The following is a 14154-nucleotide window of genomic DNA, read 5'->3' as shown; positions in this document are numbered from 1 at the left end:
AGGGGGAGACATGGAAGGCCAGGCACAGTTCACTGCGCCCCTGACCGATTGCCAGGAGGGGACGTGGCTGGCCCAGCGCGCGGAGAACCCGTCACGGCAGCACGACATCAGGCAGTACGCCGATGTCACGGGCCGGCTCGACACGGACGTCTTCCAGCGGGCGCTGCGGCAGGCCGTCGCCGAGACGGAGGCACTCCGTCTGCGGTTCACCCGGGACGGCGGCGTCCCCGTACAGGTGATCGGGGCGGCCGGGGAAGAGCCCGCGCTGCGGCGCGTCGACCTCACCACCGAGAACGAACCGTGGGAAGCGGCACAGGCGTTGATGCGCGCGGACGGCCGCCACCCGGCCGACCCCATCGCGGGAGACCTGTCCGCGCACATCCTCTTCCAGCTGGCTCCCGACCGGTACGTCTGGTACCAGCGCCACCACCAGCTGCTGGTCGACCACTTCGGGAGCACCCTGCTGGCCCGCCGCGTCGCCGCCCTCTACAGCGCGATACTCCGCGGCGAGCCGTACCGCCCCCCTGGACACGCCCCGCTGCGGGAGCTGTGGGAGCAGGACTCCGCCTACCGGAAGTCGCCGCACCACGACGCCGACCGCCGGTACTGGCACGAGCACTTCGCCGACCGCCCGGAGCCGGCCACCGTGCCGGGCCACCGGTCGGCCACCCGCGACGCCCACCCCCGCGCCTCCGGAAGCCTGTCGGCCGCGGGCCGCGAGGCGCTGCGGACCGCGGTGGACCGCACGGGCGTCAGCCGGGGCGCACTCGTCATAGCCGCCGTCGCCACCTTCGTGTGCCGTACGACGGGTGCGGACGAGGCGCTCCTGAGCTTCCCGGTCGACGGGCGTACGGGTACCGCGGCCCGGCGGACGCCCTGCGCGACGGCCAACGTGCTGCCGCTGCGGCTGCCCGCGTCGCCCGGCGACAGCCTGTCCGGGCCGGCCCGCGCGGCGCAGCGGGAGATCGACGGGCTGCTGGAGCACCGGCGGTACCGGGGCGAGCGCCTGCACGCCGAACTCGGACGGCCGGGCGGACGGCGCAACTTCGGGCCCTCCGTCGCCGTCCCGTCCAGCAGCATGGGCCTGCGCTTCGGAGAGTGCCGGGGCACCCTCCACGACCTGCCGGGCGGGCCCGTCGAGGCGTTCTCCGTGGTGGTGCGCGAGCTGCCGGACGACGCCGGGACGAGCGTCGTCCTCGAAGCCGACCCCGCGCTGTACGACCAGGAGTGGGCCGGTGCGGCCCACCGGGCCTTCGTCCGGCTGCTGGAACAGGCGGCGGCCGAACCCGAGGCGCCCGTCGGGCGGTTCGGTGTGCTGGGCGCGCCGGAGCACGGGCTGGTCGTGGAGGGGTGGAACGCCACCGGGGCCGAAGGGCCGGGCACCTCGGTGCCGGAGCTGATCGCCCGGCAGGCCGCGCGGCGGCCCGGCGCCGTCGCCGTATCCGACGGCGGACGGTCGCTCACCTACGCCGAGCTGGACGCCGAGGCGGGCCGCCTGGCCGCGTACCTGACCGGTCAGGGGGTGTCCCGCGGCAGCCGGGTCGCCGTGCTGATGGAGCGTTCGGCGGGACTGCTGGTGGCGCTGCTCGGTGTCTGGAAGGCGGGAGCCGCGTACGTACCGGTGGACGCGGCCTACCCGGCGGAGCGGGTGGCGGTCATGCTGGCCGACTCCGCGCCGGAGGCCGTGCTGTGCACCGGGAGCACCCGGGCCGCGGTGCCGCCGGGCCGGTACGGCCGGCCCGTGGTGCTGGACGATCCGCGGGTACGGGCCGCCGTGGCCGGATGCCCCGCGTGGGATACGGCGGTCCGGGTGGGGCCGGAGGACCTGGCGTACGTGATGTACACCTCCGGCTCGACCGGGGTGCCGAAGGGCGTGTCGATGCCGCACGGCAGCGTCGCCGGGCTCGTCGGGCAGCGGGACTGGTCCGTCGGCGCGGGCGACGCGGTGCTGATGCACGCGCCGCACGCCTTCGACGCCTCGCTGTTCGAGGTGTGGGTGCCGCTGGTGTCCGGCGCGCGGGTGGTGGTGGACGGGCAGGGCGTGGTGGACGGGCCGCGGATCCGTGCGGCCGTGGCGGCGGGGGTCACGGCGGTACATCTGACCGCGGGGTCGTTCCGGGTGGTGGCCGAGGAGTCGCCGGAGTGCTTCGCCGGGCTGCGCGAGGTGCTGACCGGCGGTGACGTGGTGCCGCCCGCGGCCGTCGCCCGGGTGCGGGCAGCCTGCCCCGAGGTGGCCGTACGGCATCTGTACGGGCCGACCGAGGCCGCCCTGTGCGCCACCTGGCACCGGCTGCGGCCGGGCGACCCGGTGCCGTCCGTCCTGCCGGTCGGCCGCCCGCTGGACAACCGCCGGGTGTACGTGCTGGACGCGTTCCTCCAGCCCGTACCGCCCGGTGTGACGGGGGAGCTGTGCATCGCCGGCACCGGCCTGGCGCGCGGCTACCTGGCCCGCCCCGGGCTGACGGCGGAGCGGTTCACCGCCAGCCCCTTCGCCCCCGGCGAGCGGATGTACCGCACCGGCGACATGGTGCGCTGGACCGACGACGGTGAACTGGTCTTCGTCGGGCGGGCGGACGCGCAGGTCAAGGTGCGGGGCTTCCGTATCGAGCCGGGGGAGATCGAAGCGGCGCTGGCGGCCCACCCGGCGGTCGGCGAGGCGGTGGTGGTGGCCCGCGAGGACCGGCCGGGCGAACGCCGGCTGGTGGCGTACGTCGTCGCACAGCCGCCGGAGGGGAAAGCAGAGGAGCCGTCCGAGGGCGGCGCGCGGGACGGGCAGCCGTTCCGCGACGAGCCGGGCGGTGAGCGGACCGCCGTGGGCGTGGGCAGCGCCCCGGAAGCGCTGCTCACCGGGGCGTCCGGCGGTAGCGCCGGGGCGGGCCGGGACACCGGCGCGCTGCTCGCCGCGCTGCGCGAGTTCGTGGGCGGGCGGCTGCCGGAGTACATGGTGCCGTCGGCGTTCGTACCGCTGGACGGGCTCCCGCTGACCGTGAACGGCAAGGTGGACCACCAGGCGCTGCCCGCCCCCGACTTCACCGGGCGCACGTCCGCACGGGCGCCGCGCGGCGCCGCCGAGGAGACCCTGTGCGCGCTGTTCGCGCGGGTGCTCGGCCTGGACCGGGTGGGGCCCGAGGACAGCTTCTTCGAACTGGGCGGCGACTCGATCATGGCGGTGCAGCTCGCCTCGCGGGCGCGCCGCGCCGGACTGGTGCTGACCACACGGCAGGTCTTCGACGAGCGGACCCCGGAGCGGCTGGCACAGGCGGCCGCCTCCCCGGCGGACGAACCGCCGGGTACGGACACGGAGACCGGCGAGGTGCCCTGGACGCCGCTGACTCGCGCGGAGGGCGGGGCCTACGCGCGCTGGGTGGTGCTGGCGGCCCCGGACGGCCTGCGGGCGGACATGCTGTCGGCCGCTGTCGCCGCCGTCCTGGACACCCACGCCGTGCTGCGCGCGCGGACGGCCGCCGGGGACACCGGCCCGCGCCTGGTGGTGCCCGAGCGCGGCACGGTCGACGCGGCCGCTCTGGTCTCCCGGGAGACCGTGGCCGCCGCCGACCTGGACCGGGCCGCCGAACGGGCGGCCCGCGAAGCGGTGGCCCGCCTCGACCCGTCGGCCGGGGCCAACCTCCACGTGGTGTGGCTGGACGCGGGCCCGGCAGAGCCCGGCCGCCTGGTGCTCGCGGTCCACCACGCCGTGGCGGACGCGGAGTCCTGGCGCATCCTCGTCCCGGACCTCCTGGCCGCGTGCGAGGCCGTGGCGGCCGGCCGAACGCCTCGCCCCGGACCGGTGGGCACCTCCTTCAGGCGCTGGGCGGGCCTGCTGGCCGCACAGGCGACGCAGCGGCACCGGGTCGCGGAACTGGACGGCTGGCGCGCCGTCCTGAACGGCGGCGCCGGGCCCGGCAGCCTGCCGGACGGCTTCGCATGCGCGGGTACGCAGCCAGCGGCGGGTACGCAGAAACCGGCGGGTACGGAGAAACCGGCCAGCACACAGACACCCGCAAGCACACGGACACCCGCGGGCACACAAACACCCACAGGCACGCCGAGCCCAACGAACACGGCCCCCACCGCACCGGCCCGCCGCATGGTCTGGACGGTCCCGCCGCAGCAAGCGGCAGTGCTGGTGGACCGGGCCCCGGCGGCCTTCCACTGCACCCCCGACGACGTCCTGCTGACCGCGCTGGCCGCCGCGGTCGCGTACGGGAGCGAAGACGCCGGGACCGGCGGTGTCCTGCTGGACATCGAGACGGACGGCCGCCGCGGGGGCCCGGACGGGCTCGACCTGTCCCGTACGGTGGGCCGGTTCACCGGCGTGCACCCCGTACGGCTGGACCTGTCCGGCACCGCCCTGAGCGAGGTCCTCGCGGGCGGACCGGCAGCCGGGGCGCTCCTCAAGTCGGTGAAGGAACAGGTGCGTTCGGTCCCCGGCGACGGCCTCGGCCACGGCCTGCTGCGCCACCTCGACCCGGAGCCGGACCCCGCGCTCGCCGCTCTCCCGGCTCCCCGGATCGCGTTCAGCTGCTCGGGACGCCCGGAACAGGGCGGCCCCCGCCTCGCGGCCGGGGCCGCCGCGACCGGCCGCGGCGAGCCGTCCCCGTACGCTCTGGAGGCCGGAGCGGCGATCAGCGCCACCGCCGACGGGCCCACGCTGACGCTCACGCTCACCTGGCGGCACCGCGGCGAACAGGGCCGGACCGACGCCGCGGCGCATCGGCTCGGCCGCCGCTGGGTGGAGATGCTGGGCGGCCTGGCCACCCACGCCGCCGCACCGGGAGCGGGCGGCCACACGCCCTCCGACTTCCCGCTGCTCAGCCTCACCCAGGACGGCGTCGCGGAGCTGGAGGCCGCCGTGCCGCGGCCGGCGGACATCTGGCCGTTGTCGTCCCTCCAGGAAGGGCTGCTGTTCCAGACCTCCTTCGAGGAGGAGGGCCCCGACGTCTACGAGACGCAGTGGATGCTGGAGCTGACCGGGCCGCTGGACGCCGCCCGGCTGCGCGCCTCGTGGGAGACGCTGCTGGACCGGCACGCGGCCCTGCGCGCCGGCTTCCACCGGCGTGCGTCGGGCGAGGCCGTGCAGATCGTGGCCCGTGAGGTGCGCCTGCCCTGGCGGGAGATCGACCTGTCGGGTCTGCCGGAGGCCGACGCGCTCTCCGGCATCGAGGAACTGGCCACCCGGGAGCAGGAGCGCCGGTTCGACACGGCCGCCGCCCCGCTGCTGCGGCTGCTGCTGATCCGCCTCGGCCAGGACCGCCACCGGCTCATCGTCATCAGCCACCACATCCTGATGGACGGCTGGTCCATGCCGGTCCTGCTGTCCGAACTGGCCGAGGTGTACGCGGCGGGCGGCGACGGCTCGGCCCTGGCCCCGGCCGCGTCCTACCGCGACTACCTCGCCTGGCGCGCCCGCCAGGACAAGGACGCCGCACGGGCCGCCTGGGCCGCCGAGTTCGACGGCGCCGAGGAGCCGACGCTCGTCGCCCCGGGCGCGGCCGACCGGGGCCCGGTGGACGCCGGCCACGTCGTCACCGACATCCCCGCGAGGACCACCCGCGGCCTCGCCGGGCTGGCGCGCCGCCACGGCCTGACGGTGAACACGGTCATGCAGGGCGCCTGGGCCCTGGTGCTGGCCCGGCTGGCGGGCCGTACGGACGTGGTGTTCGGCGCCACCGTCGCGGGCCGGCCGCCGGAGCTGCCCGGCATGGAGTCCATGGTGGGCCTGCTCATCAACACGGTGCCGGTACGGGTACGCCTGGACGCCGCGCAGCCGGTGCTCGCCATGCTGCGCGAACTCCAGGAGCGCCAGTCCGCGCTGGTGGCCCACCAGCACCTGGGCCTGCCGGAGATCCAGCGCCTGGCCGGTCCCGGCGCCGTCTTCGACACGCTCGTCGTGCACGAGAACTACCCCCGCGCGGTGGCCGCGCCCGACTCCCCGGACGCGCTCGCCTTCGCCGTCCTGGGCACGCGCGAGGCCACGCACTATCCGCTGACCCTGGGTGTCATCCCGGGCGAGCGGCTCCGCGTGCACGTGGCCCACCGCCGCGGCCAGGTCGCGGCGGACCTCGCCGGGAAGCTGGTCGGGCGGCTGGTGCGGGTCTTCGAGCAGCTCATGGAGGACTGCTCGGTGCCGGTGGGGCGCGTGGGCGTCCTGGACCCGGACGAGCACGCGCTGGTGGTGGCGGACTTCAACCGTACGGACGCGCCGGTGGCCCCCGCGACGATGCCCGCGCTGTTCCGTGCCCAGGCAGGGCGGACACCGGACGCCGTCGCCGTATCGGACGGGCGGCGGGCGCTCGGATACGCGGAACTGGCGCACGAGGCCGGGCAGCTGGCCCGGCACCTGACCGGTCTCGGCGTGGGCCCCGAGCGCCGGGTGGCGGTCGTCGTCGAGCGGTCGGTGGCGATGGTCGTCGCCGTGCTGGCCGTGGCGATGGCGGGCGGGGTGTACGTGCCCGTGGACCCCGAATACCCGGCCCAGCGCGTGGCTTTCGTCCTGCGGGACGCGGAACCGGCGGTGGTGGTGTGCACGGCACGGACCCGGGACGCGGTCCCGGACGGGGCGTACGCCGGCACGGTGGTCCTGGACGATCCGGCGGTGGCCGGAGCCGTGGCGCGCCTCGCGGGCGGCCCGCTCTCCGACGCCGAACGGCCCGCGCCGCTGCACGTGGACCACACGGCGTACGTCATCTACACCTCCGGTTCGACCGGTGTGCCCAAGGGCGTCCTGGTGCCGCACCGGGGGCTGTGCAACCTCGTCGCCGACCGGATCGGCCGCTACCGCCTGGGCCCGGACAGCCGCGTCGTCCAGCGCGTCTCGCCCAGCTTCGACGTCTCCATGGGCGACATCTGGCCGGTGCTGTGCGCGGGCGGACACCTCGTCCTGGCCCCGGCGGGACAGCAGTCCTTCGGCGAGGACCTGGCCGATCTGCTGCGCGACAAGGAGGCCACCCATGTGGCGCTGCCCGCCGCGTTCCTGCCCCAGCTGCCGTCCGACGGCCTGCCCCGGCTGCGGGTCCTGGTCACCGGCGGCGAGCCGATGACCGACGAGGTACGCCGCCGCTGGTCCGAGGGGCGGGAGCTGTTCAACGAGTACGGCGTCACCGAGGCGACGGTCACCTCCACGGTGACCGCGCCGCTGACCGGTGACAGCGCCCCCGCGATCGGCCGCCCGATCGCCAACTCCCGGACGTACGTCCTGGACGCCTTCCTCCAGCCGGTGCCGCCGGGCGTCCTCGGCGAGCTGTACGTGGCCGGGGCGGGCCTGGCACGCGGCTACCTGGGGCGCGCGGGGCTGAGCGCCGCGCGGTTCGTGGCGAACCCGTTCGCGTCCGGCATGGGGGTCCCCCCGGCCGAAGGCTGGGGGAGGATGTACCGGACCGGGGACCTGGTCCGGTGGACCGGCGACGGCGAACTGGTCTTCGCGGGGCGGGCGGACGCCCAGGTCAAGGTGCGGGGCTTCCGCGTCGAACTCGGTGAGATCGAGGCCGCGCTGACCGCCCACCCGGCGGTGGCGGACGCGGTCGCGGTGGCCCGCGAGGACCGCCCCGGCGAACGCCGCCTGGTCGGCTACGTCGTACCCGCAGGACCGGGGCTGGACGAACGGTCCGTCCGTACCCACGTCGCCGGGACGCTGCCGGACTACATGGTCCCCGCGGCCGTGGTGGCCCTCGACGCGCTGCCGAGGACACCGAACGGGAAGCTGGACCGCGCGGCACTGCCCGCGCCCGACTTCGCCGGGCAGGTCTCCGGGCGGGAGCCGCGTACGCCCGCCGAGACGGTGCTGTGCGCGCTCTTCGCCGAACTCCTGGGCCTGGACCGGGCCGGCGCCGAGGACAGCTTCTTCGAGCTGGGCGGCGACTCGATCATGTCGCTCCAGCTGGTGTCCCGGGCCCGCGGCGCCGGATTGCTGCTGACCTCCCGCCAGGTCTTCGACGAACAGACCCCGGAACGGCTGGCCGAGGTGGCGGAGCCGGTGCGGGCCGCGCCCCGCGCGGACACCGCCGGGGCGGGGACCGGCGAAGTGCCGTGGACGCCGGTGATGCGGCTGCTCGGCGAGCGGATCACCGGCGGCCGGTTCGCGCAGTGGATGACGGTGGGCGCCCCGGCCGGGCTGGGCCGGGACGTCCTGGCCGCCGGACTGGCCGCCGTCCTGGACACCCACGCCATGCTGCGGGCCCGGGTCGTGCGACGGCCCGGCGGACCGGTGCTGGCCGTCGGCGGCCGGGGTTCGGTGGACGCCGACGCCCTGGTCACCAGGGTGGACGCGGCGCGGGCGCCGGACGGCGCCCTCGACGGCCTCGCCGAACGGGCCGCCCGGGAAGCGGTCACCCGGCTCGACCCGGCCGCGGGCGTCCTGGTCCGCGCGGTCTGGCTGGACGCGGGACCGCACCGGACCGGCCGGCTGGTCCTGGCCGTGCACCACCTCGCGGTCGACGGCGTGTCCTGGCGCATCCTGCTCCCGGACCTGCGGGCCGCCTGCGAAGCGGTCGCGGACGGGCGCACACCCGAGCCCGGCCCGGTCGGCACGCCCTTCCGGCAGTGGGCCGAACTGCTGGCCGGCCAGGCCACGCAGCCGCGGCGCCTCGCGGAACTGCCGTACTGGACCGCCGTACTCGACGGGCCGGGCCCGGTGCTCGGCACCCGCGCCCTCGACCCGGTCACGGACACGCAGGCGACCGTGCGCCACCGCTCCTGGCACGTACCCCGCGAGCAGGCGGCGATCCTGGCAGGCCGGACACCCGCGCTCTTCCACTGCGGCGTGCACGAGGTGCTGCTCGCGGCCCTGGCGGGCGCGGTGGCCCGCGAACTGCCGCACGGCGCTCTCGTCGTGGACATCGAGGGGCACGGGCGCGAACCGGCCGCCGGTGCGGACCTGTCCCGGACGGTGGGCTGGTTCACCAGCGTGCATCCCGTACGGCTCGACCTGTCCGGCGTGGACCTGCACCAGGTCCCGGCGGGCGGGCCGGAGGCCGGGGCGCTCCTCAAGGCGGTCAAGGAGCAGGCGCGCACGGTGCCCGGCGACGGCCTCGGCCACGGGCTGCTGCGCCACCTCAACCCGGAGACCGCCCCCGTGCTGGCCGCCCTCCCGGCTCCGCAGATCGCCTTCAACTACCTCGGCCGGTTCCCCGCGGGCGCCGCCCGGCCGTGGGAGGCGGCGGGCGGCACCGCACTGGGCGGCTCCGACGACCCGGACATGCCCGCACCGCACGCCCTGGAGGCGGGCGCGGTCATCCGCGACACGCCGCAAGGGCCCGAACTGACACTGACGGTCGGCGGACCGGCCGGCGTCCTCGACGACGAGGCCGTCACCCGCCTGGGGCACCGCTGGCAGGACCTGCTCGGCGGCCTGGCCGCCCATACGGCCGCACCCGAGGCGGGCGGCCACACGCCCTCCGACTTCCCGCTCCTGGACCTCGGTCAGGACGAGGTCGAGGAGTTCGAAGCGATTGCGGCACGGCTCGAAGGGGGACTGTCGCTGTGAAGACCTCAACACCCGCCACGGGACCGGCATCCGGCAAGGGCTCGGCGCTCGCCGAGGTGTGGCCGCTGTCCCCGTTGCAGGAAGGGATGCTCTTCCACGCGGGCTTCGGCGACCAGGGGCCCGACGTCTACGTCATCCAGCGCACCCTGACCATCGACGGCCCGCTGGACGCGGCCCGCTGGCGCGCGTCCTGGCAGGCACTGCTCGCCCGGCACGCGGCGCTGCGCGCCAGCTTCCACCGCCGCAAGTCCGGTGAGGCGGTCCAGCTCATCACCCGGGAGGCCGCGCTGCCCTGGCGCGAGGCCGACCTGTCCGGCCTCCCGGAGGCCGACGCGCTGGCCGAGGTCGCCCGGCTGGCCGCCCGCGAGTGCGCGGAACGCTTCGACCTCGGGGTGGCGCCGCTGCTGCGGCTGCTGCTCGTCCGCCTCGGCGACGGCCGCCACTGCATGGTGCTGACGGCCCATCACATCCTGCTCGACGGATGGTCGATGCCCATCCTCTTCGACGAGGCGACCACGGCCTACGCGGCGGGCGGCGACGCCACCGTACTGCGGCGCACCGCCTCCTACCGGGACTACCTGGCGTGGCTGGGCCGGCAGGACAAGGACGCCGCGCGGGAGGCGTGGCGCGCCGAACTCTCCGGGGACGGCGAGCCGACGCTCGTCGCCCCCGCCGACCCGGCCCGTACCCCGGTACTGCCCGACCAGGCCGGGGCGGACCTGCCCGCCGGCCTCACCCGGGCCCTCACCGACCTGGCCCGCCGCCACGGCCTGACCGTCAACACCGTGGTGCAGGGCGCCTGGGCGCTGCTCCTGGCCCGGCTCTCCGGACGCGACGACGTGGTCTACGGCACGACCGTGGCCGGACGCCCGCCGGAACTCCCCGGCGTCGAGTCGATGGTCGGTCTCTTCATCAACACGGTGCCGGTGCGGGTGCGCCTCGACGCGGGGCAGCCCGTGGCGGAGATGCTCAAGAACGTACAGGCCCGCCAGTCCGCGCTGCTGCCGCACCAGCACCTGGGCCTGGCCGACATCCAGAAGCACGCCGGGCCCGGAGCCGGCTTCGACACGCTGGTGGTGTACGAGAACTACCCCCGCTCGGCCGCCGGACCGGGCGGGCCCGGCACGCTCACCTTCACCACGCTGGGCCTGCGCCAGGCCACCCACTACCCGCTGACCCTCGGCATCCTCCCCGGCGACCGCCTGGAGGTGGAAGTCTCCTACCGGCCCGACCTGGTCACCGCCGGACTGGCCCGCGCGCTGACCGGACGGCTGGTGCGGGTGCTGGAGCAGCTGGTCGCCGACCCGTCGGTGCCGGTGGGCCGGATCGGCGTCCTGGACGCGGACGAGCGGCACCGGGCCGTGGAGGGCTGGAACGTTACGGCGGCGGCGACCGCGGGGGCCACGGTGCCGGAGCTGTTCGCGGCACGGGTGGCGTCCGCGCCGGATGCCGTGGCCGTGGCGGACGGGCGTCAAAGTGTCCAGTACGGCCGGTTGGACGCGGACTCGGACCGCCTTGCCGCGTATGTGAGCGGTTCGGGTGTGCGGCGTGGGGACCGGGTCGCGGTCGTGATGGAGCGGTCCGCCGGTCTGATCGCGGCGCTGCTCGGGGTGTGGAAGGCCGGGGCGGCGTACGTGCCGGTGGACGCCGGATACCCGGCGGAGCGGATCGCGTTCCTGCTGGCCGACTCGCAACCGGCGGCCGTGCTGTGCACCGAGGCCACCCGGGCGGCGGTCCCGGCGGACGTGTCCGGGCAGGTGATCGTGCTGGACGACCCGAAGGTGCGGGCGGCGATGGCGGAGGCCCCGGCCGTCGCGCCCCGGCCGTCCGTCACCGCCGGAGACCTGGCGTACGTGATGTACACCTCCGGCTCGACCGGTGTGCCGAAGGGGGTGGGGGTGCCGCACGGGAGCGTGGCGGCGCTGGCCGGGGAGCGCGGCTGGGAGCTCGGCCCGGACGACGCGGTGCTGATGCACGCGCCGCACGCCTTCGACGCCTCCCTGTTCGAGATATGGGTGCCGCTGGTCTCCGGCGCCCGGGTGGCCGTGGCCGCGGCCGGTGCGGTGGACGCGCAGCGGGTGCGGGAGGCGGTGGCGGCGGGCGTCACGGCGCTGCACCTGACCGCCGGTTCCTTCCGGGTGGCGGCGCAGGAGGACCCGGAGTGCTTCGCGGGGCTGCGCGAGGTGCTGACCGGTGGTGACGTGGTGCCCGCCGCGTCGGTGGCGCGGGTGCGCGAGGCGTGCCCGCAGGTGTCCGTACGGCACCTGTACGGGCCGACCGAGGCCACGCTGAGCGCCACCTGGCACCGGCTCCGGCCGGGCGGGCCCGTCCCGGACGTGCTGCCGGTCGGACGCCCGCTCGCCAACCGCCGGGCGTACGTGCTCGACGCGTTCCTCCACCCCGTACCGCCGGACGTGACCGGCGAGCTGTACCTGGCCGGTGCGGGCCTGGCACGCGGCTACCTCGACCGGCCCGGCGCGACGGCCGAACGCTTCACGGCCAGCCCCTTCGTGGCCGGTGAGCGTATGTACCGTACGGGCGACCTCGCACGCCGCACCCCCGACGGCGACCTCGTCTTCGCCGGACGCGCCGACGCGCAGGTCAAGGTGCGCGGCTACCGGATCGAACCGGGCGAGATCGAGGCCGTGCTCGCCGCGGCGCCGGGAGTGGCCGAGGCCGCTGTCGTCGCCCGCGAGGACCGGCCGGGCGAACGCCGGCTGGTCGGCTACGTCGTGGCGGACGGACGGGACGCGGACGGCCCGGAGCCGGACGGGCAGGCCCTGCGCGAGCACGTCGCCCGCACGCTGCCGGACTACATGGTGCCCGCCGCCGTCCTCGTCCTGGACGCCCTGCCGGTCACCGCCAACGGCAAGGTGGACCGCACGGCCCTGCCCGCCCCCGGCTTCGCCGGGAAAGCCGCCGGACGCGCACCGCGCACGGCGGCGGAAGACATCCTGTGCGGGCTCTTCGCCGAGCTGCTGGGCCTGGCACGGGTCGGCGCGGAGGACAGCTTCTTCCGGCTGGGCGGCGACTCGATCATGTCCATGCAGCTCGCCACCCGGGCCCGCCGCGAGGGGGTGGTGTTCAGCGCCCAGGACGTGTTCGAACAGGAGACGCCGGGGGCGCTGGCCGCCGTTGCCCGGCTCGCCGACGAGGTACGCGCGGCACCGGACGCGGGCCTGGGCGAGGTGGCCTGGACACCGGGCATGACGGAGCTCGGAGCGTACGCGCTGAGCAGCGGCTTCGCGCAGTGGATGGTCGTCACCACCCCCGCGGGCCTGCGGCCCGACGTGCTCACCGGCGGGCTGGCCGCCGTCCTGGACACGCACGACATGCTGCGGGCCCGCGTGGAGCACGCGGACCGCGGACCGCGCCTGGTGGTGCCGGGACGCGGCACGGTGGACGCCGCCGCGCTGCTCACCCGTATCGACGCGGCGGACGCACCGGCCACCGCCCTGGACGACCTGGCCGAGCGCGCGGCCCGGGAGGCGACGGAACGGCTGGACACCGCGTCGGGCGTGCTGGTGCAGGCCGTATGGCTGGACGCCGGGCCCGCGGAGCCCGGCCGGCTGGCGCTGGTGGTGCACCACCTGGTGGTGGACGGCGTGTCCTGGCGCATCCTGCTCCCGGACCTGCGGGCCGCCTGCGAAGCGCTGGCGGACGGGCGCGCACCGGAACCCGAACCTGTCGTCACCTCCTTCCGGGAGTGGGCGGGCGCCCTGGCGGCACAGGCCACCGAAGAGCGCCGGGTCGCCGAACTGCCGGATTGGACCGCGGTGTTCGAGGGAGTCGCACCGCCGCTGGGCGGGCGGGCGCTCGACCCGGCGGAGGACACCCTGGCCGGAATGTCCCGGCGGACCTGGACCCTGCCGGGGGCCACGGCCGCCACGCTCGTCGGCAAGGCGCCCGGGGTGTTCCACTGCGGCGTGCACGAAGTGCTGCTCGCGACGCTGGCGGGCGCGGTGGCCCGCGAACTGCCGCACGGCGCTCTCGTCGTGGACATTGAGGGGCACGGGCGCGAACCGGCCGCCGGGGCGGACCTGTCCCGGACGGTGGGCTGGTTCACCAGCGTGCATCCCGTACGCCTGGACGTGTCCGGCATCGCCCTCGACGACGCGTCGCGCGGCGGACCGGCCGCCGGTGAGCTGCTGAAACGGGTCAAGGAGCAGGCACGGGCGGTGCCCGGCGACGGCCTCGGCCACGGACTGCTGCGCCACCTGAACCCGCACACCGGACCGGAGTTGGACACCCTCCCGGGCGCCCACATCGGGTTCAATTACCTGGGCAGGTTCGCCGGTGCGGGCCGCGCCGCGGCGACGGGGGACGCCTGGCAGCCGGCCGGCACCTCGGTGGTCGGCAGTTCGGCCGACCCCCGCACACCTGCCCCGCACGCCCTGGAAGCAGGGGCGTACGTCCAGGACGGACCGGACGGACCGGAACTGGCCCTCGTACTCGGCGGACCCGCCGGCCTCTGGCCGGACACCGCCGTCGAGCGGCTCGGCCGGCGCTGGCTGGACCTGCTGGACGGCCTGGCGGCCCACACCGCAGACCCGGCCGCGGGCGGGCACACCGCCTCCGACTTCCCCCTCCTCGACCTCGGTCAGGACGAGGTCGAGGAGTTCGAAGCCGGTTTCACGGACGGCGCCCCGTAGCCCGCGAGCCGCAGTCAGGAC

2 protein-coding genes are annotated in these 14154 nt (G+C 76.3%); both read left to right on the top strand.

What is annotated here, in order from left to right:
* The first annotated feature begins 10 nt into the window (after positions 1-10).
* A complete protein-coding gene (locus A6A06_RS41070) occupies positions 11-9481 on the top strand; it encodes a non-ribosomal peptide synthetase (protein WP_073763508.1) in 9471 nt (3156 codons plus the stop codon).
* Positions 9478-14133 carry a non-ribosomal peptide synthetase gene (locus A6A06_RS24520; RefSeq protein ID WP_073763507.1) on the top strand — a complete coding sequence of 1552 codons (4656 nt, stop codon included), beginning with the start codon at positions 9478-9480 and terminating at the stop codon, positions 14131-14133. Before A6A06_RS41070 ends, A6A06_RS24520 begins: the two co-directional genes overlap by 4 nt.
* The last annotated feature ends 21 nt before the right edge of the window (positions 14134-14154 follow it).

The organism is Streptomyces sp. CB02923 (genome assembly GCF_001905005.1).
In the GTDB taxonomy this organism is placed as follows: domain Bacteria; phylum Actinomycetota; class Actinomycetes; order Streptomycetales; family Streptomycetaceae; genus Streptomyces.
Note: the sequence above shows the minus strand (reverse complement) of the source record. Positions and strands in the feature narration are given on the sequence as shown.